Raw genomic sequence first — 22550 nt, 5'->3', positions numbered from 1 at the left:
AAAAAATAGTGACTATACTACAAATTTAATACTCAAGCAAGAATTTAAACTATATCAAAAGCAATTCCGTGTTTACCAATATAAATCCTTAATTTCTTTCCTTTAATTAATCGACGATTCAGTATTTCTTCAGCCAAATGACTTTTTATCTCTTTTTCAATCAGCCTCTCTATTGGGCGTGCTCCCATTTCTTTGCTATAACCTGTTTGCGCAAGATAAGACTTTACTTCTTCTTCCACTGAGCAGCTTATACCCTTTTGCACAAGTTGTTTTTTTAATTCCTGAATAAATTTATCCACAATGTGCAAAATGACATCCGCATCCAAATCAGAAAAGGAAATGACTGCATCAAGACGATTACGAAATTCGGGGCTAAAAACCCGTTCCATTGCTTTTTCGCTGTCACTGATGTTAAAGTTTTTATACCCAAAGCCAATAGAACTTTTGTTACGTTCAAATGCCCCTGCATTGGTTGTCATAATTAAAATCGTATTGGAAAAATTAACCTTACGTCCGTAAGTGTCTGTAACACAACCATAATCCATGATTTGTAGTAATATATTATAAATATCACTATGAGCTTTCTCAATTTCATCAAGAAGTACTACGCTATATTGATTATTAGATACAGATTCTGTAAGCAATCCACCTTGGTCGTAACCCACATATCCAGGAGGGGAACCAATCATTCTAGATATTGTGTGAGGTTCCATATACTCAGACATATCAAACCGAATAAGGTTCATACCCATATTTTGTGCTAGCTGCTTCGCAAGCTCAGTCTTACCTACACCAGTTGGCCCTGCAAAAAGATACTTTGCCAAGGGTTTATTGTAACTTCTCAGACCAGATTTAGCAATTTTAATAGAATTAACGAGAAACTCTATCGCTTGCTCTTGACCAAAAATGGCCCTATTGAGATTTTCTTTCAAAGATTTTACTCTTTGCATATCATCAAACCCGCAAGGTACGTTTGTAATCCTAGCGATAGTACTCTTAATGTCTCTACTGTTTATAATTTTTCGCCTGCTTTTTTGTAACTTACAATATGCCCCTGCTTCATCTATAACATCAACTGCTTTATCAGGTAATATTCGCCCAGTAATATACTTGTGTGAAAGTTCAGCTGCAGATTTAATGGCATGTTTCGTGTAATATACTCCATGATACCTTTCATAGTAATGCTTTATACCATCTAGTATCTTTACTGTATCATTAATAGAAGACTCTTTTACATTAATTTTTTGAAACCTCCTTGCTAATGCTTTATCCTTTTCAAAGCTATTGCTATATTCTCTATATGTAGTTGCACCTATACAACGCAACGCACCTCTTGCAAGTGCAGGTTTGAGCAGATTGCCAGCATCAAGAAAGCTGCCACTTGTTGAACCTGCTCCAATAATAGTGTGTATTTCATCAATGAAAAGAATAGCGCCAGGTTTTGCCTCAATTACTTTTATTATAGATTTTATTCTCTCTTCGAAGTCACCTCTATAGCGTGTTCCTGCAAGAAGTGATCCTAAATCCAAAGCATAAATTATGCTGGATCTCAGTGCACTCGGAACACTACCTTCAATAATTTTCAATACCAAGCCTTCAACTATTGTTGTTTTACCAACACCTGGTTCTCCGACATATAAAGGGTTATTTTTTCTGCGTCTTAGCAAGATTTCTATAGTGCGATTTAATTCATAATCACGACCAATGACATAATCTATTTTTTTGCTTCTTGCATAATCATTTAAATTTCTACAATAATTTTGTAGAACTTCTTCATCTTTTAATAATTCACCTTTATTTGCTACAGTAGAGATATCGTTATTCTTATCAAGTTTTATCTTGCGATTAGTTACATATTCTTCTATATCACCTGAATATTTTATATTGGATATGTTATAAATCAAATTAGAATCCTTTGCATTCTGTTTGCATAATAGCTCTTCAATGTATAAATCTTGCTCAGACAGAATCTCTAATAGAATACTTGCTCCATTTATTTCTTTTCTTCCCAGACGATGAGCTCGTATCATGGCTTTATGTATTATGCGTTGAAATAGCACATCAGGCTCAACTTTATTGACAGTTAATTCGGAGTTGTCTTGTAAAAAACCTTTTGCATTATTACCACGATCATTCCTTAATATAATATTATCTATATTTATGATTTCACCAGCTCTGATGTTACATCTTGATAAAACATAATTTACATCCACATCTTTGGTTAATGCTAGCAACAAATGTTCCACTTTTGCATATTTAAGCTTACAATCAGAAGCAATCTGTAACGCTCTATTTAAACTTGCCTCTAAATTTTTAGAAATCATCTATTCTCTTTAAAAGTGTAAATTTATATATAATTAGTAGCACACAATTATTAAAAAAACTGAAATCTAGCAGCTCGTTGTAGCCAAATTGAATTAAGCTACAGATTATAGTCCACACAGCCTAACATTATACCGTTGTGATAATCTCAAAACGTTATAAGCAGCAGAATTAAGATTATCAAATTGTAGGTAAATCTAATTTGGGCTAGCTATATATTCTTTCTACCATCCTCCAATCACTTCACTTTGCAGCAAGTTTACTGGAGCTTTTAAAGAATAGAAGAATAGTTAAGTACATTAATACGCTTTTTCTAGTACTCTGCTTTTCTTCTTAAATACATTGATCTTTTTTCTACCGTATTTAGCCTTTAACGTACTTGGCCTTTTAAAGATCTTTTTGCTGTTACGTTTTTGAGATTGCATACTACAATCAAAATTTGGCTCTCCTTCTTTATCTGCTAGTGCAGGCAGTCTTCTCTTATCTTGAGGTGTAACAAAAGATAATGCAAATCCTTCAGCTCCCGCACGTGCAGTTCTACCTATACGATGAACATAATCAGCTTGCGATTGTGGTACATCATAATTGATAACATGTTGAATGTGCGGAATATCAAGACCGCGAGAAGCAACATCTGTTGCAACCATGATTTGATTGCGGCCACGACGAAAAGAATCAATGACTCTTTCACGCTTGTGCTGCCTTAAATCACCATGAATTGCCAAAGCGCTATAGTCATCTTTGTGCAATTTGTCAGCTAGCTGATCCGCTCCTCGCTTTGTTTTGACAAAAATAATGATTGATCCTTTGCGCTGACATAATTGTGTAACAAGCTTGCCATATTTTTCTGATTCTGATGCATAAACAACTTCTTGTTTAATTTTTACAGAAGTTGTAGCCTGGCAATCGACAGAAACACGCTCTGGTTGATTAAGATATTTTTCAGTAAGTTTTACTATTTCTCCAGGAAGAGTTGCAGAAAACATAAGAGTTTGCCTTATTTTAGGCAAATGCTTCATAATTTCTTCAATCTGAATTCCAAAGCCCATATCAAACATACGATCCGTCTCATCAAGCACAAGAATACCAACATTCCGAGTAACTAAAGTTTTACGCTCAATATGGTCTATAATACGACCAGGAGTACCTATTATAATTTGTGGTTTTTTCTGAAGCTGATTTAGCTGCCTAAAAATAGGCTCGCCTCCGATCAACAAAGCAACTCTTAGTAAAGAACTTTGAGATAAGAGTTTTCTTATCTCACTTGTTACCTGATGAGCAAGCTCTCTGGTTGGCACGATGACTAAAGCTGAACCAATGCTTGGCTCATTCATCAATTTAGCAACCAGTGGAATAGCAAACGCTAAGGTTTTTCCAGTTCCCGTTTGAGCAGACCCAAGAATATCTTTGCCCTGAAGAGCTAGAGGAATCGCTTGCACCTGAATCGGGGTTGGAACACAAAGATTATTTTTACTTAGAGCTTGCCTAAGCAAAGTTGGAAGCCCCATTTCATGAAAATTACTCACAATACATTACCCTATTAAAAAGCTTCACGATAGACTAATCTTCCAATCTTAAATTTATTGCAGACTTTTTATCTTCTCCGTTCCTACCACGCTCTTCTTTAAGCTCATAACTTACTCTTTCCCCTTTCATTCCTCTCTTTTTATCCTCTCCTCGAAGTTCATCAGGTCTTATTCCTGAACGTTCTAATGTACTAACATGTACAAAAACGTCCTCACCTTTACCTTCTGGCTTGATGAAACCATAGCCTTTTTCAACATTAAACCATTTTATATTACCAAATTCCATATGGATAACTCCTAAACTACTAACTAACATTATTAATGTGATGAAAAACTTTGAAATTACGATTTAGAATGCTTTAAGCTTAGTTACTGCAACTAAACTTCTATACTCCATAGTCTATTCTTAACATTACATAGTAATAGTACACAATTATTGTACTTAATGCAACTAAAATTTTTAATCACTAAGTGAACCTGCTACTGTCATTTCGCTAACTTTAATCGTTGGTGAATTAAACTGCCCACAGAAAGTTAGGTCATTTGCAACAACTAAATTGCTAAACATATTTTTCAAATTGTCGGCAACAGTAATCTCGTGTATTGGATACGTTATTTTACCATTTTCTATAAAAAATCCGCATGCACCTTGACTATAATCGCCATTGATTAAATTAACACCAAAACCAAATAAATCAGTTACATATATTCCTTCTTTTACTTCCTCAATTAATTCCTTAAACGATCTATTACCATTTTTGAAATAGAAATTACTAGCTGAAGGAATAATTGCAGCATTACTTGCACGAGTTGCATTTGCGGTCGTTTCCAAGTTTAATTTCCTAGCCGAATATAGATCTAAAATCCAGTTCTGCAGTACTCCATTTTTTACAAATTCATTTCTTCTGCTCATTATTCCTTCCCCGTCAAACGGTCTTGATGTTATACCCCTTGGTAACAATGGGTCATCAATAATGCTAATCTCAGTATTAAAAATTTGATTATTTAAACTATTTCTCAAAAAAGAGCTATTATTTACAATATTGCTACCATTTATGGCAGAAGCAAAGCTCTTTACTAGCTCTTTTGCTGCTCTTTTTTCAAAAACAACCGGAAATTTGCCTGTCCTGATTGTACATGAACCCAATTGATCTATTGCTCTTTTTGCTGCTTCTTTCCCTATTGACTCCGGTGTTTTTAAATCACTGAAGTTGCATGCTACATCGTAATCGTAGCCTATTTTCATTTCATTCTTTTCTCCAGCAACAACAGAAACCTGATTAACAAAAGTTGACTTACTAAATGAACCAACAAAACCAGAAACGGTTGATAATACTGTATTTACTGAAGTATGTGAAGATGAAGCTCCTTCGGAATTAATAATATTTTTATGTGCAAGAGCTGAATTTTCTGTAGCTTCAGTAATTTCTTTTAAGTTATCAATTGTTACAACATTATTATCTGAGATATTTAAATCTGCAGAAGAGATATAATTACTGCCATCTACAGCAAAACTAATATAAGGATCTTCCTGGGCATTCTTTGCCATTTCCACCACTTGGCTCACTGCACTACTAAGATTATTCAAATCGTTTGTGGAAATATACGCAGCTTTGTTCTTACCTGCTATAGCTCTAATTCCGACAGTACAGTTTTTAGATTGTGATATTTGTTCAATTTTTGATAGACGCTGAGAAACCGAGGTCTTATTAGTTTCATATATTGTAACTTCTGCGTCTTGATTCTGCTTTTTTATTAGTTTAGTGATATCTGCTGCAATATTTAATATATTCATTTTTCATTCCTTGAGTTTCTATAAAGATTCTGCACCACCTATAACTTCAATCAAATCAGTTGTAATTGCTGCTTGACGAGAACGATTATAAAGTAATGCTAGTTTATTTAGCATTTCTTTTGTATTTCTGTTTGCTGATTCCATAGCAACCATCCTAGCACTATTTTCACTTGCTGCACTTTCAAGTAAAGCAGAATAAAGAGAAGCTGTAACATAATCTTGAGTCAAAGATTTTAAAATAAACTCAATATTTTGTGGTTCATACTCATAGCTGTAATCTGTTAGAGGACTAACTACAGAATTATCAATTAATAATGAGTCTTTACTCCATGGTTTTATTGTTTCTAATATTGGCTTTTGCATGAAGGTATTATAGAATTTACTGTAAAAAACCTTAACTTTATTGTATTTACTTAGATCTATATCACTAACCAAGGCTTCCACACGCTTTAGTGTGATTCCCTTACTATTTTCAACCTTCAAGATATTTTTAGAATTAAATCTATTTTTGCCTGTCTCAAAAGCTTTCTTACCAAAAAAAACAATGTCTACTTTCTTATCATTTGCAATTAATTTGTTTATATGCTCCTGACTAAATTTAACAACAGAGGAGTTGAAGCTGCCACATAAACCACGATCAGATGCAATAATAAATACTAGGAAAGAATCTTCATTATTGATATTTAGAATTCTTGCTAGTAACTCTTGATCCGCTGATAGCGCTAGTGAAGAAATAATGCTATGCAGCTTAGATATATGCAATTTTGAATTTGATAATTTCTTTTGGCTTTGTAATAATTTTGCTGCAGAAACCATTTGCATTATTTTCGTGATTTTCTGCACAGACTTAATATTTTTAATTCTTAAGGATAATTCCTTTAAGCTCTTCATTTTATATATAATTCTAATTTATTAAAATATATAACTGGTAATGTCTAAAAACAAGTTTTTTTGACATTGGAATCAAACCTAACTAAGAAACTCACAGATTTACTGTTTTGAGATAAAGATTATATTAAAGCAATCTCGATGTAAAAGTATCACACCTTATGGAGTCTTATAATATAAGGTAAATACAATTAAGACTATTGCAACTTGAGCACTTATAATCCCATTGCTTTAGCTCTTTATTACAATCAACACATTTCCAACCTGGATCAGGCACAGCTTCTGAGTTCATCTTATTTAGCCAGTAAATTGCTTGATCATACTCTTGTAGCATAATCTTGAGCTGTACCATAACAAGGTAGATTGATATGTAATTAGCTTTTTTCATAGCAATATCTAAATGCTGACTTGCAAGATCATATTTCCCTAAGCTAATTGAAGACAAAGCAAGCAAGCAATAACTAAAATAATAATCAGGGCGTAAGTTATATAGTCTTTCAGCGCCTTTATTATTTAACTTGATATACATTCTAGCTGATTGAGGAGTAGGATTTACTCTATACTCTTCCTCTAATACTGTGGAAGCTTTTCTGATTTTTTCAAGCTTGATATATAATTCTGCCTTTAAATAATTGATGGGCTGAAAAGTTGCATAATAACTTTGTGCTTTAGCTAAATAATCTATAGCTTTGCAAAAACTTCCTTTACTTTCGTATTGCTTTGCTAAAGCGCAATAAAAAACCGCTAACATCTTTTTACGATCAAAGGGAAGAAAAATATTGAATTTGATAGCTTCCTTTAACTTTGAAATTGCATTTATCCAATCTTCTTGCAATATACAATGCTCTATTTGAAAGGGAATAGACAAAATTTTATCATTAATTGAACTAGAGCAATATTCTATAAATTTTTGAAAGACTAACCTTTCTTTCTTTAGGTGAATAATCAGTTTATTGATCAGAAGTAGAGCTAAGTTGCGATTTTTACTTGCAATACTCGTTAAATTATGGCTGAAAAAGCTGTAATTTCCCGTTTTACCTGAATTAAAGAGCTTTACTAAAGATAATTTATCACTTTCTTCATTTAGATTTTTAATTAGCTTATTGGTGTTCTCTATATTACCTAAATCTAAGCTAAAGAAAGCTTCAAAGAGAAGCAATTCTTCCCTACTTCTTCTTCTATTTTTTATGTTAGCAAATGTTGATGAAATAGAAGAACAAAAACGTGCAACTGCAATCAATAAAAATAATAAGACTACGCAAGCAAGAATAACGAAATATAGATCAATACTTATAGTGTAATTGCCTAATTCCAATTTTATTACTTCACCACTTACCTTGATCCATATGCCAAATAAAAACGAAAAAGCAAAAATTATAAAATAAATCATGAGATGTATTGTAATAAGTGACGATATATTATTGAAGTATTCTTGAAAGCTACAATAAAATCATTCAATTTATTAAGCCATGGTTTGAATTCTGGGTATGTTAAGTCACTTATTGCGGTGGCTATGCTCTGCCAATCATTATCGCTTATTAATTCTTCAATTTCCGCAAGCTTTAACCTGAGTGGATCACTACGATCATCTATCTTGATCCAATTTGAAATGATTTTTTTAAACAAGTTACTTTTATTGTAGTTAATAACAGTCATGTTCTTCTCAAAAGACAATTTCAACCCGCATAAAGTATCTACCTCTTTCAAATTTTCCAATTCATTGACTGCATTTTCTATTTCTGGATCGTCAAGCTCTGATATCAAAGGCTTTATTGAATTTATATGATTATCAAACTTGGCTTCTTGCAATAACGAATTCTTCATCTTAATCACAAGTAGCAGCAACTTTGCGAGGTTCTTATGTCTTGAACTACCGTCACCTTGCTCACATTGAGTGTGCAGATTTCTCTTTAAATCAAATATCTTTTTCTCTACCTTAATTTGATTAACTTCAAGCAACATTTTAAGTTCATCTATCTTTTCCGTTACAATACTTATACTATTTTCACTCTCTTGCTGATTTATTTTAAAAAATATTATGTTATTTATTGTAATATAGCTAACAAACAACAATATAATTAAGAACCAACCTATGCATTTTCTCCAAGTATCATTCATAACGTAATATCTCCACAGGATCTTGAGCAGCTGCTTGTAATGCAGGAGGAATTGTCGCTAAAAATGATAAGAACAATGCAAGTGCAGAAATGTTAATCACATCTTGAGAGACTAATATCACTGGCAAACTTGAAAAAAAGTATATCATAGGATCAAACAGTTTGATGTTGGTAATGTTTTCTAAAAACACTCTAATACTTTCAATATTGAGAGAAAAAACAACCCCTATAATAGAGCCAAGACAAGTTCCTGTAAAACCAATCAGCAATCCACAAGCACAAAATATGCGCATAATGCTTCCGCTTGTTGCACCAAACGTACGCATAATTGCAATTGCAGATTTCTTTTCTTGCACTATCATCATCAAATTTGAAACAATATTAAATGCTGCTACAACTATAATTAAAGTGAGAATTAAAAACATCACATTTCTTTCAGTCTTTAAAGCATTAACATAATGGCTTTGCTGAGACTGCCAACTTTCAGCTCTCATTCCTGTTTCTTTTGCTATAGCGTTTGCTAGCTTATTAGCCATAGCAATATCATCTACAAACACTTCTATATTTCTCACATTATCTTTATAATTAAAAAAAGCTTTAGCTGACTTTATGGGCATATACATTAAGGTATTGTCGTACTCAAACATACCCATATCAAATATTGCTACAACTTTATATTCTTTCATTTTTGGTATTTCACCAGACAGTGCATCAAATCCTTCAGGTGATATAAGCATAATGTTATCACCATAATCAATATTCAAAGCTTCTGCTAATCTTGCCCCTATTATGATACCTTCATCGAATTTTTCCACGTTACCCATAATTACATTATTCTTAACGATAGTATTATTAAGTAAGTCTTTAGTTGACACACCACGGACTACGCTACCCACAATTCCACTATTTGCTGCAACGATCACTTGATCATTGGTCATAGAAGTAGCTTTTAATACACCTGGGATTTTCTCAATAGATTTTAACACTGCGTGGTAATCTGAATTTATGCTTCTATCAAAGTAAACATTAATATGACCATTAATGCCAAGTACAGAGTCGAGCAGCTTTGCTCTGAACCCATTCATTACAGACATTACTACTATTAGCGTTGCAACTCCAAGAGCAATACCAATAATAGAAAACAAGGCCATTATAGAGCAAAATCTAGAATTCTTTGCTCGCAAATAGCGAATAGCCATAGTAAATTCAAAGGCAATAGACATTATACTAAGATTTAAATATCATACTTTTTATGCTTCATATAACTGTAATTTTTCCTTTACCTCAAATGAGGTTGTCTAAATTTAGCAAGCTTATAGAATATATTCAATGTTCTATATTAAGACCTTCCATATATATCGTCCAATCTTACTATATCATTATCAGATAAAAACTTTCCTACCTGAAACTCAACTATCTCAAGAGGAAATCTTGTACTTTTATTCTCAATTTTATGAAACACCTTCCTTGGAATCTCTACTACATGATTTTTTGTTATAGCATATGTTTTGTCATCTAAACTCACGCATCCAACCCCTGATAGTATTATATGGTACTCATCTCTATAGTGGTGAAATTGCTTAGAAGTGCAGCTCAGTGGATTTATAAAAAGGTATTTTATAAGAAAATCCTTGCCCATTAAAACTACACTATAAAATCCCCATGGCTTAACCTCTTTCCTTATTGGCTTTACTTCCTTAACTTTATTAATGAACAACATTAGGCTCTTACTTGGCCGTTTATAAACTCTATCTAGTAAATTTTTTGCATCATTTTCTGTCATCAAAACTGGCTCTCTTCCTTTGATTACAGCTTGAAACGACTCAAAATTCTTATTAAATCTCTTACTTAACTCTAAAACTGAACCCCAAGTGCCAACATCCATCCAATCGAAATTGGCTTCTATCATTACAATATTTTCTGCTTTTTCTATCACTAGGTGATCAATAGATGTATCACCCATTCCTGCACAATTTTGCTGTTCTAAATACAGAAATCTCTCTCGTGATACAAAATGCTTCATACTTTCACAACATAAATTATAGAGAGTCGGAGCAATTTTTTTTATCTCATCTATATAGCGTTTTGCTCTAAACACAAATATTCCAGAGTTCCAATAATGATCGTTACTTACCTTACGCTCGGGTTTTTCTGTAAAATCTTTTACTATATGACATTTTTCTTTCTGACCATATACTGCATTTATATAGCCGTATTCAGAATTGAATTCATGAGGCTTTACCCCAAAAGTGACTATAGAGTCAGTTTCAGAGGCTAGCTTAGACGCTTTCTCAATAGAAACATAAAAACTATTCAAATCACCTATAAAATGGTCTGAAGGCAGAACTAAGATTGTCTCGTTCCTATCGCAGAGAAGCACAGCAATTAGTATTGCTGCCGCTGTCCCAATTTTAACTGGTTCAAAAACTACTTTACATTCCTGTAATGCATGTAATTCCTGCATCAATAATGACTCATATTGTATATTTGTGGTAATGATGGGTGGCATATAATCGCCTTTTAGCCTCAACAAAGTGTTGTGAAACATAGTATTCTGACTAAATATTTTCTGAAATTGCTTTGGCTTAGATAAAGGCCAAAGTCTGCTACCACTACCACCACACAATATTACAGGGCGCATTTAGTTAAGATATTAATTAAATAATATCTTATACTGAGGGCAAAATACATGCAAGTTTTTGTTGTGGAATAGTTAATAAAGAAAGTAAATGTTGATTTAAAGTAATTGCTAATGAGAGTGATCATGTGTAGCGCCTTGCCCTTGCTGTGAATTTCTTCTATTTTGTAATTCCTCAACATGACCTTTTCTTTTATCACTTAATATTTCATTACCCTTATTTTGTTCTTCCTCAGGACTCTTTAGTATTTCATTACTCTTGCTAACTTCTTTATCATCCCCTTGTTTCTTTGGCCTTCTAGCGTTAAGCTCATCCCATGTGCCCACTAGTGAATCACGATTCCCATGATCCGGCTTTAGCCTTTCTTCACCTTTAATAACATTAAAGTCACTTTTTGCTTCTTCCAAACATCCTTTCAGTTGGTGTTTCCACATGGTGTAGTAAGCATCACCATATTTTTTCTCATTTGCTACAAACAATAAAATTGGAGCCTTAAGTATGGTAGCTCCCATATCCACTAAATTTTTTACTGCCATTGCAGGAGTAAATAAAAGATAACCAAAAGACTTTGCAATTGGGTTTTGTTCGCTTATTAAATGCTCCCCTAACTTTATAGGAAGAGAAGTCAACAATTTAGTACAAACTTTAGCTAAACTTGTAGCAAAAACGATAGGAACAGATATAAGACTTTTATCTAGCTCTAGATTACCATTCTGATCTCTAATTTCTGAAAAATGGGTGCTTAGCTTCTTGTAATCACTAGTGTATAATAATTCTCCATTTCTTCCTTTTTCATCAACAACTTCCTGAACTTTACCTTCTTTATTTTTTACCTCTTTAGTTAGCACAGAAGAATTAGTTAATTCAAATGGATATTGAGGATCCTTAGTTTTTTCAGCTTCAAAAATTGGCACGTGTTTTTTCAAATCTATTCTCGAAAAGCCTAATGGCTCAAAATATGACTTATGCAACTCATTTATCGGAATTTGCTTACCCTGATTGTCTATATAATTGATAGTAAAATAAGATCTATCATTATCTTTATCTTTGGTAACTAAAGATAATCTGAAACTTGGTTGTTCTCCATTCTCATCTTTTTGACCATACAAAAGTTTATAGGTTGGATTTTTATCTTTATCTAGTATAGCATTTCCATGCATATCCCTGTTTTCTATGATTTTAGCAGACTGTACAATTTGATCATAATTTTTTGGATACTGGCATTTCCTTCCATCATACATCATTACCTTTCTAAGGTCTTCGACGTAAACTTGAGATTCAGGTGAAGTAAGCAGACCTTTTGCTTTAAGTGTAAGATCTATTGCTCCCTTTTTTAATGCTTCAAACATATTGTCAAACCAAAATCGCTATAATGCTATAGTTCAATAATAAAACTAGTACACTAATAATATATTAACACAGCACCGGTGATTTTACAAGAAAATATGCCTGTAGAAGATAAAGATTGTAAAAGCGAGGGTTATATAAGTAATGCTTGATAAGTACTTTATGCATGTAATTGTAAAAATCCTCAAAGGTACGCTGTGTATATAATCTTCGCATACTACCTGCATTCCAAGAACTGCGTGCCAAAAAATGCAAAACAACAATACAACAAAAAATAAAAGCTCTAGAGGGTGATTAATAAATTTTTCACTAAAAGACAAAGAGCTATCAGTATAAAATGTGCAAGAAAATGAATAGATAAACCAAGGAAACAGGAACAGTAAAATTACCGCAGAAACACGCTGAACCCACCAATGATGTACTGAATTTACAGATTGACTCATATAAATATAAAAGCCATAGTAGAAAGAAATAGCATTATTGTTAGTAATATAGCACTTTTTAAAACACTAGCAATTTCTAAATTAAGCCCAGCATCCCACAATAAATGACGAATACCATTGAGAAAATGATACATAAAGCTTACAAAGCATAAGATATAAGCTAATTTAGCAACAGGAGTGAACAATAATGCATTTAAGCACCTTACTATAATTAACTTAGGGGAGTAAACATATAATATAAAATACCAAGAAAGTATGATTAATAAAAGAAATAGCAAGATACCAGTCAATCTATGCATAATAGAAAAAAAACTAGTAACTTGTACTTTATATATTTGTAAATGTGGGGAAAGAGGCCTGTTACTCATAAAATTTCGTTATCGAGAAATTAAAAAATAAAGTAGAAGTAAAGACAGCAGTATAGTACATAATGACACTATTATTTGAAATGGTGAATTACGTACAAAGCCTAAGGAGGTAATCCAGCTGCAGATTCCCCTACTGCTACCTTGTTACGACTTCACCCCAGTCACTGATCCCACTTTAAATAACTCCTTCCTTGCGGTTAGGCCATTAGCTTCGAGTGAAACCAATTCCCATGGCGTGACGGGCAGTGTGTACAAGACCCGAGAACGTATTCACCGTGGCATGCTGATCCACGATTACTAGCGATTCCAACTTCATGTACTCGAGTTGCAGAGTACAATCCGAACTGAGATGTCTTTTAGGGATTAGCTTAGGCTTGCGCACCTTGCAGCCCATTGTAGACACCATTGTAGCACGTGTGTAGCCCACTCCATAAAGGCCATGATGACTTGACATCATCCCCACCTTCCTCCAGCTTATCACTGGCAGTTTCCTTAAAGTACTCAGCATTACCTGATGGCAACTAAGGATGAGGGTTGCGCTCGTTGCGGGACTTAACCCAACATCTCACGACACGAGCTGACGACAGCCATGCAACACTTGTGTAAAATCCGGCCGAACCGACCCTATCCCTTCGAATAGGTATGATTTTCATGTCAAGAAGTGGTAAGGTTTTTCGCGTTGCATCGAATTAAACCACATGCTCCACCGCTTGTGCGGGTCCCCGTCAATTCCTTTGAGTTTTAATCTTGCGACCGTAGTCCCCAGGCGGAATGTTTAACGCGTTAGCTGTAATACAGAAAGTAAACTCCCCATATTTAACATTCATCGTTTACAGCGTGGACTACCAGGGTATCTAATCCTGTTTGCTCCCCACGCCTTCGCGCTTCAGCGTCAGATTTGAACCAGATAGACGCCTTCGCCACTGGTGTTCCTCCTAATATTTACGAATTTTACCTCTACATCAGGAATTCCTCTATCCTCTTTCAATCTCTAGATTAATAGTTTTAAAAGCAATTCCAAGGTTAAGCCTCGGGATTTCACTTTTAACTTATTAACCAGCCTACGCGCCCTTTACGCCCAATAATTCCGAATAACGCTAGCCCTCTCCGTATTACCGCGGCTGCTGGCACGGAGTTAGCCAGGACTTCTTCTGTGAGTACCGTCATTATCTTCCTCACTAAAAGAGCTTTACAACCCAAAGGCCTTCTTCACTCATGCGGCATGGCTGGATCAGGCTTTCGCCCATTGTCCAATATTCCCCACTGCTGCCTCCCGTAGGAGTCTGGACCGTATCTCAGTTCCAGTGTGGCTGATCATCCTCTCAGATCAACTATAGATCATTACCTTGGTAGGCTATTACCCCACCAACTAGCTAATCTAATATAGGCTCATCTAATAGCAATAAATTTTTCCCCCATAGGGCGTATACGGTATTAGTTGTCGTTTCCAACAATTATTCCGTACTACTAGGTAGATTCCTATACATTACTCACCCGTCTGCCACTAAGTTATACCATAGCAAGCTACAATATAACTCCGTTCGACTTGCATGTGTTAGGCCTGCCGCCAGCGTTCATTCTGAGCCAGGATCAAACTCTCAAATTTAGACTTCAACCTATAAAAGGTTGAGGGTACATCGGATAAACCCGACAAAAAATAATTTAGCTTAATACTGCTGTCTTTATTTCTACTTTAGAAATATTTTAATCTCCAACTATTCAAACAACTTTAAGGATATTATTATGTGATATAATCACTATGTCAATATGTTTTTGCAAATCAAAAGCATTAATGTATAAATATATAACTATTTGGAATATTAACATGAAAAAATACATCTTTCTGCTTACACTTGCGCCAATGTTAGTTGGCATCACATTATACTTATTGCGCAACATTGATAACACAAAACAATCTATAACTGCAGGTGACAAGTTTTACGAAGTATTATTCTTAAAAAAAGATAATAAGTCGCTGCTAGAAGAAATAGATTCACATTGGGAGTATTTAGCAAATTTTGAACGCGCATTCAATCATATCTCAGATTCAATGCCAACAGACACAGCATCTATTATTTATAATGATTTGGCAGACGATAAAGATGCTCCTGATGTTTTACGTGAGTTAGCACAATACTTAGAAGTAATGAGCTTACTTCACTCCAGCGGTGAAAAAACAAATAGAGATAAAATTAGTAATTTAGAATCAAATGCAGTGTACCCTTATTCAAGCCAAGAAGCTATCGCTATAGTAAAGATACACAGTAACGACATTAAAGGTGCAATTGAAATATTGCATTCATTATTAAATGATAGAGAATGTCCGACTCTAATCAAGGCCAATGCACAAGAATTACTTGGGATATACGAAAACTAAAAAACTTGCTTGCATAACAATTTGGCAGCGCATCTAATGAAATAAAGAACTTTACTTGACAAACCTCCCTATTTTATTATGGCACTAAAAGTATTTATGACTCAAAATTTGTTTTTGACTGTAGGATCAATCACAAAATCTAGTAAAAACTTAGGTGTTTATTGGTAGATTACATAAAATTATAGCGGTTTTTTAAATTTTCTATATTCAGCCAAGTCGCGCTTGTTAGAACATTATTACAGCACCACTTACAGCAATATAGAGTCAAAATTTCACTACTCAGAGGTTCCTTTTACCTTTTTATTTAGTAAGACTTCTCTATATTTATAGTTAATATATCAAAGAATAAACTTCACTAGCAGAATGTCATTCTAGCACTAAAATGACAAAAAGAGGATAAAATCGCAATAGTATGTATCAAGCACCGTTGTATTTTCTCTATATTTTAGATTATTTTGTTTACCCCCCTCCCTTTACCATTCAGCTACGCAGATAGTTACTACAAACCGTAAAGATGTTTAAAAGAAATCTAATTTTTTATCAACTCATACATTTCATTACCAACTTCACAACAAGGTTCTGCAGTTGGATAAAAATAATCAAAAAAGAAATAATCCTTTAGTATTTCTGTGCTGCATCCAGAATTATAGTAAGTATCAAGCCTTCCTTTAAATATCAACAAGAGTATCTTTATACTTTTTCCAAATCACCCTACCCTAAACTGGTCTACGATGTTTGATAGGTATGCATCTCGATCATTTAACCCTTTGCTCTTATATTTACCAAGCATACTTTTCATTTTAGAGTTAAGATCGAATGCTTTTATTTCAAGATCTGCACCTTTCTTCATATAATCTAAATTATTAGCTAATTTTGTATTAAAACTCTGTGTAAGCTGTTGCAGCCAGCTCTCTTGCTTTTCGTCTTTATTAAAGCTAGTATCAAACCAACCTCAGTCACATTTGCAACAATCACATGCTTTACACCATATTCATTTAGAACCAAATGCATTACATATTTCACTAACCGCTTTATTTCAATACTTTTTCTGCTTTAACATTGTTATAAGCAGTGGCACCCATAATATTATTTCCTCGATTATAATGAAAAATAAAATCTCCTTTACCTACGTCTGGATGATGTTTAATTACTGCGTTTAGCTGATTAACTAAACGAAATTTATTGAGGAAATAAGAAAAAATAGGGTTAAGAATTTCAGATGCTGTTGCATATAAAATCGCATAGTTATGACCTTGCTGTTCATAGTATCGATCAAAAAATGAGCATCTCCATGATGACTTAAATTCTTCTAAACCTAAATACTTTGATACATATTCAACAACAGTAAGGCCATTGCTAAAAATCCTCCTTAATAAAAAGGGGCATTAAGTTTCACGTTTCTTACAAAGGATAAGTTATTAAAATTTCAATAATTACACCATTATCAGATAAACTATCACCCAGAACACAAAAATTTTTACACTTTGAATTAGAGTTATTATTTTTATTTGCCATAACATTCAATATCTAATCATACTGCTCTATAAAGCCTATAAAAAAAGAAAAATAGGGTGAAATTATAGAACTTTGGCTGAATTTTACCTATTTTTTGAGCAGCCCTTCTGCCTTAAAAGAAACCTCTAAGTTTTTTAGCACGGCTTGGATGTTTCAACTTACGTAGTGCTTTTGCCTCTATTTGCCTAATTCTTTCACGTGTAACATTAAAAATTTTTCCTACTTCTTCTAAGGTATGCTCCTTTCCATCTTTACCAAGGCCAAAGCGCATCCTTAGAATTCTTTCTTCTTTTGGTGTTAAAGTTGCAAGAACATTGGTCGTAATACCACGCAAGTCGGCAAGTATTGCAGCATCCTCTGGTTTAGAAACTCGCTTATCTTCTATACAATCACCGAAGGTACTACTATCATCCTTTCCTGTTGGAGCTTCAAGACTTACCGGATCTCTTGCTATCTTCATAACTTTGCGTATTCTTTCTAGCGGCATCGCCAATTCTATACTCAATTCCTCTAATGTAGGCTCTCTACCCATTTCATGAGTCATCTTTCTTAATGCTTTGTTGATTTTACTGATAATTTCCACCATATGTACTGGTATTCTAACTACTTTAGACTGTTCAGGTATTGCCCTAGTGATTGATTGTTTTACCCACCAAGTACCATAAGTCGAAAATTTATACCCACGTTTGTAATCAAACTTATCCACAGCCTTCATAAGACCAATATTACCTTCTTGTATCAAATCAAGCAGATCAAGGCCTCTTTTTGAATACTTTTTAGCAATCGAAACCACCAGCCTTAAATTAGCCTTAATCATTTCTTGCTTTGCTTGAGAGACTTCTTGTTCATGTTTCTGTATTCTCTTGATTACCTTCTTAAACTCCTGAACTCTATCTCCTTGTACATAACTCTTAATATTGCTTAAGGCACTAGCTATATACTCATAGCTATCGTTTATAAACCTTAAGAATTTATTTTTTAATTCACCTGTAAAAAGAGATTGATTTTCATTAATCTTGAGAAAACTTATTTCACTAAACTCGTGCTCTAAAAGCACATCATCATAAACATTATAAAAACTTTCTCTATCAATATCGTACTTTCTAGCTTCAGTAATAAGATTAGCTTCTTCAAACGTGATTAGTCTATTTATTTCGTAAAGTTTTTGTGTAATTCTGGTAATAGCAGCATCACTAAACTGAATTTGTAATGCTACAGACCATATTTGATTATATAAATTTTCTAGCTCATTAGAGAAATCTTTAGAATTTTTTTTCAATACCAATGCTTCATTTGTTAAAGCAATGATCTCATCCAATGCCGTGATAACCTTTGGCAATAAATCACTTTCCATTTCAAGAACAGAAATATTTAAGTTAGCTGAACTTATGTCTTCACTCTCATTTCCCTTTTCATCATTACCTTTTTCCTCATCATTAACACAATCTCTAACATCTTCAGCTTCACTTTCTTCTTTGTCTACCATATTGAAATCAGAGTTATAAATTGCATCCAGATTTATAATTTCTCTCAGTAAAAAAGTTCCACCACTTAAATCATCACGCCATGTTTTGATTATTTTGAATGCCACTGATGTTTCAATTATTGCACGTAACATGTTATGCTTTTCAGATTCAATTTTTTTTGCTATCTTAATTTCATCTGCTCGTGACAAAAGCTTTACAGAGCTCATATCCTGTAAATAAATCCTTACTGGATCATCGTTTTGCACTAAAGTTGTAGTAGTATTCAACGATGTCTCATCATCATCAAGCTTATTACCATCATTATTAGAAGGAGCTTCTTCCTCATCTTCACTACTTTCGAGTATGTTAATTCCAGAGTCTTGCAATAAAGCTATAGTATCATCTATAAAATCAGTTGAAAAATTTTCATCTGACAACTTATCATTTATATCATCAAAAGTGATAAAACCGCCCTTTCTTATACTTTTGGTTACAAGATCTTTGATGATCTTTTTCCTATCTTCCGTACCATTAATAGTTGACATCATTACCTTTACAGTTTATAATTTTATTTCTTATTTATCAAATAAACTTACAATTAGCAAGCTTATAGTTTTATTCTTAATTTATAGTTACTTGCTACTTCATATAGTTTAAGATACTATCAATTTATTCACATTCTTCTTAATCAACTAATCTCTCTATTCTTACTAATATGGACAATCCAACTGAAAATGTTGCAATTCCAACCACTATAGCAGTAAGCATTAAGACGTGAGGTATAGGATTGGTATATAAGTGAAAATTTGAAGTCAATATAGGAGGTAAAGAATTTTTTACATACCCTAAAGATATGTAAAACAACAAAACAGATGATTGTAAGACACTTAATCCCATCATTTTTTTGATTAAGTTTTTATCATTTACAATGATATAGAAACCTAGCACCATTAATATAGTAATGCCTACATAATTATATAGAGTCATTGTTTTTTCTTGCGAGCAAAATTTATATATATGATTAACATGGAAGAAGAGACGGTAAGCAATACACCCAGCTCCACTAAGAAAATACCCAATTTTTGACCTGTTCTACTATCAGCTGACAATATACTATAGGATAAAAAATTTTGGCCAAATAAAACTGTTATAATACCAGCTCCTCCATAGGTTAAAATACCTAGTACGTTAGTAAATTTGATAATAGAGTAAGGTATTGCTTTTAAAGTTGTAGGTATATCAAATAACATAGAATATAATATTATCCCAGAAGCAATAATTATTCCCGCCTGAAAACCTCCACCTGGAGTATAGTCACCATGAAACTGTATGTATAAACCAAAAAAAATGATAAAAGGTATCATCAAAAATGTTACTGCACTTAATACCGGATCTTTAATCACTTTCTTTCTCTTCTAATATTAACATTATACAAAGTGCAGCAGTAAAAACTACTATAGTTTCTCCAAATGTGTCATAGCCACGAAAGCTTGCTAAAACAGCTGTCACTATATTAGGAATACCAATAGCTTTTTCAGTATTTTCTACATAATAAGGAGCAACGTGCAAGTGAACTGGAGCATTATGACTGCCAAAATCTGGTAATTGAATCACAAAGTATGATAAACATGCAGTCAAAAATAACATAAAAAAAAGTGTTGTGGGGCTATGAGATAAATTTGCTTTGTAATTCTTTACCAAAGAGAGTGCTGCAAACGTAAAGACTGTGCTCAATCCTGCACCAACAGAAGCTTCAGTAATTGCAACATCTGGCGCATTCATAATCAAGTACATAAGTGCAATAAGTGAACTAAATACACACATTAGAACAGCACTTACAACCAAATGTTTCGAAAGAACTATAAAAACTGTAACCGTGAGTAACAGCAAAAGTAATATTAGATTCAGTATTTCTAGCATCTTAACCTTCTTTAATAGTCTTTACTTTTATAATAAGTACGCGCTAAAATATAACTGTTAGTTGAATTGGCTATCCATATTATAAAAATCAATAATATAACTTTAATAGTATTGATTGAAAATTCATTTTGCCAAGCAAAACCAATCAACAACAACATTGCGCCACTAGAATCTGCAATACCTGCAGCATGTAGTCTAGTATAGAAATCAGGAAATACTACTACTCCTACGCTTGAAATGACTATTAAACAAACACCTAAAAATATGAGAATGGATGCTACCATAAATTATCAAAACAACATTAATCTCATTAGCGCTATAGTTGATATAAAGCTGATGCTAGCATATAGTAATGCTATATCAATTAAAAAAAAATCATTCAGAACAATCGATATTGCTGTTATGAGTAAAACTAATTGTGTTGATAAATTATTGAATGCTAAAATCTTATTGTAAACGTCACTTGACCTAAATACTATACAACATAACATTACACTCATACAGAACAAAAGCACATAGATAGCAATACTAATCATTTATAAACTATTATAACCTCTGTAGATTTCTAAATCGGTACTTCTTCACCACTATCTTGATCATCTATTTCATCATCGTGGCTTTCTTGACTTACATCCAGACTTGTGTTAAGTTGATGATCAGAAAAATTTAACAAATTTGCTAGCTTACTTGGACTATTAATATAAGTATTATCTGTGTTTCCTTTCATGTGCTCCTTGCACCTTTTCACCAAAAGGTTAAACAACTCATGAGTATTCACCTTCTTTTCTGCTATTTCATATAAAGAAACTATCGTATCCTTATGATCTTTAAACTTAACCATTTCAACGGGATCGCTTGCCCCTGTACTCAAATCATGCGTTCTTTGACTTGCTAGCAGAACCAATTTAAAACGGTTGTGTACCTGTTCTACACACTTTTCTACAATAGACTCAACCATAAAATACCACCTTGATAAGCTTTATACTATATCACAAAAAATAAGATGTCAACTTCAGATCTATTGAGATCCAATTCTACATTCTACTTTTTCTTCTTTAGCTTTTACTGATTGATTTTCTGTTATTGTAATTGTTATTTCATGATCAAGCTTTTTCAAAAAACCTAACAGTCTCTCTAAAGAAAAACCACTTGTCTTACCACTTTTAATTTGTGACACCTTTGGTTGATCAATACCAAGTTTCTCAGCCGCACAAGCTTGAGTCCAAGTATTTTTTCCTATAATTTTACTTATTATGCTCAGCAATTTTTTTTTTATTGCTTCACTATCCAGATTGTTTAATGATATTGTTTCCATAATTTTTACTCTCACATACCAACTAGCTTTATTAAATATTATATCATAATATTTAATATACCAATATATTAATAGTATATAACTTGTCAATAACTATCTGATACTCAAAATTTTAAATTGACTATAATTTTTATCAAAATACTAGTAATTTCAAACTATTATTTTGTAAAAAACTTACTATTAAAGAGAATAAGTTGAAATTGCAAAGTTTAAAATACAGAAATAATCATTTTACAAACTCGTTTTAGAGACTGTACATGATCTCAAGAAAGGAATAAACCGGAGATAGAGTATGTAAATTATGAAAACAGAGCAAGATGAGTAGGAGAAAAACTGAGTAGAGTTCTGTAGAAAGAAACAAAATCAAGAAGATTTAGGATATATTTTACATAGTGTTACAGGTCCTAAAAAGTGGCTTCAGTGAATCAACAATGTTTTCAAAATGGCAAGATTATTTTAATAAATGAAGTAAAAAACATAGCGGAAGTAAAGAAAGTGTTTTGAAATATATA

The 22550-nt window shown here is 33.0% G+C and carries 23 protein-coding genes and 1 rRNA gene; 1 reads left to right on the top strand and 23 read right to left on the bottom strand.

The genetic code is table 11. The annotated features are described in order from the left end of the window. Positions 1-44 precede the first annotated feature (44 nt). From CAI20_RS02935 to CAI20_RS02875, 13 genes are all read right to left on the bottom strand, one after another. Entirely contained in the window at positions 45-2324 is a 2280-nt protein-coding gene (locus CAI20_RS02935; RefSeq protein ID WP_007302458.1) for an AAA family ATPase, read from the bottom strand. A 297-nt stretch (positions 2325-2621) separates the two neighbouring features. Beyond that, a complete protein-coding gene (locus CAI20_RS02930) occupies positions 2622-3848 on the bottom strand; it encodes a DEAD/DEAH box helicase (protein WP_012481988.1) in 1227 nt (408 codons plus the stop codon). 34 nt (positions 3849-3882) lie between these two features. Next, positions 3883-4134, bottom strand: a complete 252-nt coding sequence (locus tag CAI20_RS02925) for a cold-shock protein (protein ID WP_007302456.1) — start codon at positions 4132-4134, stop codon at positions 3883-3885. Between the two features lie 174 nt (positions 4135-4308). Further along, on the bottom strand, positions 4309-5643 hold the full coding sequence (locus tag CAI20_RS02920; RefSeq protein WP_007302455.1) for a TldD/PmbA family protein: 1335 nt from the start codon (positions 5641-5643) through the stop codon (positions 4309-4311). Positions 5644-5661: 18 nt separating this feature from the next. Further along, positions 5662-6534 carry an ATP synthase F1 subunit gamma gene (gene atpG, locus CAI20_RS02915; protein ID WP_007302454.1) on the bottom strand — a complete coding sequence of 291 codons (873 nt, stop codon included), beginning with the start codon at positions 6532-6534 and terminating at the stop codon, positions 5662-5664. A gap of 166 nt (positions 6535-6700) precedes the next feature. Next, entirely contained in the window at positions 6701-7921 is a 1221-nt protein-coding gene (locus tag CAI20_RS02910) for a tetratricopeptide repeat protein (RefSeq protein ID WP_019078604.1), read from the bottom strand. Next, positions 7918-8649 carry a hypothetical protein gene (locus CAI20_RS02905; protein ID WP_007302451.1) on the bottom strand — a complete coding sequence of 244 codons (732 nt, stop codon included), beginning with the start codon at positions 8647-8649 and terminating at the stop codon, positions 7918-7920. The genes CAI20_RS02910 and CAI20_RS02905 overlap by 4 nt, the downstream gene beginning before the upstream one ends. Next, positions 8642-9871 carry a lipoprotein-releasing ABC transporter permease subunit gene (locus CAI20_RS02900; RefSeq protein ID WP_007302450.1) on the bottom strand — a complete coding sequence of 410 codons (1230 nt, stop codon included), beginning with the start codon at positions 9869-9871 and terminating at the stop codon, positions 8642-8644. The genes CAI20_RS02905 and CAI20_RS02900 overlap by 8 nt, the downstream gene beginning before the upstream one ends. 116 nt (positions 9872-9987) lie before the next feature. Continuing rightward, positions 9988-11289, bottom strand: coding sequence for a sugar phosphate nucleotidyltransferase (locus tag CAI20_RS02895; protein ID WP_149168778.1), 1302 nt, complete (start codon positions 11287-11289; stop codon positions 9988-9990). Between the two features lie 108 nt (positions 11290-11397). Then, the gene (locus CAI20_RS02890; protein ID WP_149168777.1) at positions 11398-12636 is read right to left on the bottom strand and encodes a hypothetical protein; all 1239 of its coding nucleotides are present in this window, start codon (positions 12634-12636) and stop codon (positions 11398-11400) included. Between the two features lie 84 nt (positions 12637-12720). Further along, on the bottom strand, positions 12721-13077 hold the full coding sequence (sdhD, locus tag CAI20_RS02885) for a succinate dehydrogenase, hydrophobic membrane anchor protein (RefSeq protein ID WP_026097264.1): 357 nt from the start codon (positions 13075-13077) through the stop codon (positions 12721-12723). After that, positions 13074-13445 (bottom strand): succinate dehydrogenase, cytochrome b556 subunit, encoded by a 372-nt coding sequence (sdhC, locus tag CAI20_RS02880; protein WP_012481985.1) that lies wholly within the window; start codon positions 13443-13445, stop codon positions 13074-13076. Before sdhC ends, sdhD begins: the two co-directional genes overlap by 4 nt. A gap of 102 nt (positions 13446-13547) precedes the next feature. Further along, positions 13548-15051 (bottom strand): 16S ribosomal RNA (locus CAI20_RS02875). A 153-nt stretch (positions 15052-15204) separates the two neighbouring features. Between CAI20_RS02875 and CAI20_RS02870 the strand changes: the two genes are divergently transcribed. Next, positions 15205-15822, top strand: coding sequence for a hypothetical protein (locus CAI20_RS02870; protein ID WP_149168776.1), 618 nt, complete (start codon positions 15205-15207; stop codon positions 15820-15822). Positions 15823-16351: 529 nt separating this feature from the next. On the opposite strand, the gene CAI20_RS02865 is transcribed toward CAI20_RS02870, so the two are convergent. The 10 genes from CAI20_RS02865 to CAI20_RS02815 form a co-directional block, all read right to left on the bottom strand. Further along, the gene (locus tag CAI20_RS02865; protein ID WP_007302444.1) at positions 16352-16504 is read right to left on the bottom strand and encodes a hypothetical protein; all 153 of its coding nucleotides are present in this window, start codon (positions 16502-16504) and stop codon (positions 16352-16354) included. Positions 16505-16528: 24 nt separating this feature from the next. Next, positions 16529-16672, bottom strand: coding sequence for a hypothetical protein (locus tag CAI20_RS02860; protein WP_007302443.1), 144 nt, complete (start codon positions 16670-16672; stop codon positions 16529-16531). Positions 16673-17449: 777 nt separating this feature from the next. Next, a complete protein-coding gene (gene rpoD, locus CAI20_RS02850; RefSeq protein WP_007302441.1) occupies positions 17450-19348 on the bottom strand; it encodes an RNA polymerase sigma factor RpoD in 1899 nt (632 codons plus the stop codon). Positions 19349-19487: 139 nt separating this feature from the next. Beyond that, positions 19488-19790 (bottom strand): cation:proton antiporter subunit C, encoded by a 303-nt coding sequence (locus CAI20_RS02845; protein ID WP_012481982.1) that lies wholly within the window; start codon positions 19788-19790, stop codon positions 19488-19490. Then, positions 19787-20206: a Na(+)/H(+) antiporter subunit B gene (locus tag CAI20_RS02840; protein WP_007302439.1), complete on the bottom strand. Its 420-nt coding sequence runs from the start codon at positions 20204-20206 to the stop codon at positions 19787-19789. Before CAI20_RS02840 ends, CAI20_RS02845 begins: the two co-directional genes overlap by 4 nt. Then, entirely contained in the window at positions 20199-20723 is a 525-nt protein-coding gene (locus tag CAI20_RS02835) for a DUF4040 domain-containing protein (protein ID WP_149168775.1), read from the bottom strand. Before CAI20_RS02835 ends, CAI20_RS02840 begins: the two co-directional genes overlap by 8 nt. Positions 20724-20734: 11 nt before the next feature. After that, a complete protein-coding gene (gene mnhG / locus CAI20_RS02830) occupies positions 20735-21007 on the bottom strand; it encodes a monovalent cation/H(+) antiporter subunit G (RefSeq protein ID WP_012481981.1) in 273 nt (90 codons plus the stop codon). Positions 21008-21013: 6 nt separating this feature from the next. Beyond that, entirely contained in the window at positions 21014-21259 is a 246-nt protein-coding gene (locus tag CAI20_RS02825; RefSeq protein WP_012481980.1) for a monovalent cation/H+ antiporter complex subunit F, read from the bottom strand. A gap of 29 nt (positions 21260-21288) precedes the next feature. Beyond that, on the bottom strand, positions 21289-21681 hold the full coding sequence (rpoZ, locus tag CAI20_RS02820) for a DNA-directed RNA polymerase subunit omega (protein WP_007302435.1): 393 nt from the start codon (positions 21679-21681) through the stop codon (positions 21289-21291). A gap of 60 nt (positions 21682-21741) precedes the next feature. Further along, positions 21742-22038: a helix-turn-helix domain-containing protein gene (locus CAI20_RS02815; RefSeq protein WP_064085421.1), complete on the bottom strand. Its 297-nt coding sequence runs from the start codon at positions 22036-22038 to the stop codon at positions 21742-21744. Positions 22039-22550: the final 512 nt, after the last annotated feature.

It is taken from the genome of Wolbachia endosymbiont of Chrysomya megacephala, from assembly GCF_008245065.1.
GTDB lineage: Bacteria > Pseudomonadota > Alphaproteobacteria > Rickettsiales > Anaplasmataceae > Wolbachia.
Note: the sequence above shows the minus strand (reverse complement) of the source record. Positions and strands in the feature narration are given on the sequence as shown.

What these genes read in the sequence shown, in the direction of transcription:
- CAI20_RS02870 (WP_149168776.1), top strand. Translation starts at nt 15,205, where the DNA reads ATGTCAATATGTTTTTGCAAATCAAAAGCATTAATGTATAAATATATA.
- CAI20_RS02835 (WP_149168775.1), bottom strand. Translation starts at nt 20,723, where the DNA reads ATGCTAGAAATACTGAATCTAATATTACTTTTGCTGTTACTCACGGTT.
- CAI20_RS02860 (WP_007302443.1), bottom strand. Translation starts at nt 16,672, where the DNA reads ATGAAGAAAGGTGCAGATCTTGAAATAAAAGCATTCGATCTTAACTCT.
- atpG (WP_007302454.1), bottom strand. Translation starts at nt 6,534, where the DNA reads ATGAAGAGCTTAAAGGAATTATCCTTAAGAATTAAAAATATTAAGTCT.
- CAI20_RS02845 (WP_012481982.1), bottom strand. Translation starts at nt 19,790, where the DNA reads ATGACTCTATATAATTATGTAGGCATTACTATATTAATGGTGCTAGGT.
- sdhC (WP_012481985.1), bottom strand. Translation starts at nt 13,445, where the DNA reads ATGAGTAACAGGCCTCTTTCCCCACATTTACAAATATATAAAGTACAA.
- CAI20_RS02935 (WP_007302458.1), bottom strand. Translation starts at nt 2,324, where the DNA reads ATGATTTCTAAAAATTTAGAGGCAAGTTTAAATAGAGCGTTACAGATT.
- CAI20_RS02910 (WP_019078604.1), bottom strand. Translation starts at nt 7,921, where the DNA reads ATGATTTATTTTATAATTTTTGCTTTTTCGTTTTTATTTGGCATATGG.
- CAI20_RS02895 (WP_149168778.1), bottom strand. Translation starts at nt 11,289, where the DNA reads ATGCGCCCTGTAATATTGTGTGGTGGTAGTGGTAGCAGACTTTGGCCT.
- CAI20_RS02900 (WP_007302450.1), bottom strand. Translation starts at nt 9,871, where the DNA reads ATGTCTATTGCCTTTGAATTTACTATGGCTATTCGCTATTTGCGAGCA.
- CAI20_RS02825 (WP_012481980.1), bottom strand. Translation starts at nt 21,259, where the DNA reads ATGATTAGTATTGCTATCTATGTGCTTTTGTTCTGTATGAGTGTAATG.
- CAI20_RS02815 (WP_064085421.1), bottom strand. Translation starts at nt 22,038, where the DNA reads ATGGAAACAATATCATTAAACAATCTGGATAGTGAAGCAATAAAAAAA.
- rpoZ (WP_007302435.1), bottom strand. Translation starts at nt 21,681, where the DNA reads ATGGTTGAGTCTATTGTAGAAAAGTGTGTAGAACAGGTACACAACCGT.
- sdhD (WP_026097264.1), bottom strand. Translation starts at nt 13,077, where the DNA reads ATGAGTCAATCTGTAAATTCAGTACATCATTGGTGGGTTCAGCGTGTT.
- mnhG (WP_012481981.1), bottom strand. Translation starts at nt 21,007, where the DNA reads ATGGTAGCATCCATTCTCATATTTTTAGGTGTTTGTTTAATAGTCATT.
- CAI20_RS02920 (WP_007302455.1), bottom strand. Translation starts at nt 5,643, where the DNA reads ATGAATATATTAAATATTGCAGCAGATATCACTAAACTAATAAAAAAG.
- CAI20_RS02925 (WP_007302456.1), bottom strand. Translation starts at nt 4,134, where the DNA reads ATGGAATTTGGTAATATAAAATGGTTTAATGTTGAAAAAGGCTATGGT.
- CAI20_RS02890 (WP_149168777.1), bottom strand. Translation starts at nt 12,636, where the DNA reads ATGTTTGAAGCATTAAAAAAGGGAGCAATAGATCTTACACTTAAAGCA.
- rpoD (WP_007302441.1), bottom strand. Translation starts at nt 19,348, where the DNA reads ATGTCAACTATTAATGGTACGGAAGATAGGAAAAAGATCATCAAAGAT.
- CAI20_RS02905 (WP_007302451.1), bottom strand. Translation starts at nt 8,649, where the DNA reads ATGAATGATACTTGGAGAAAATGCATAGGTTGGTTCTTAATTATATTG.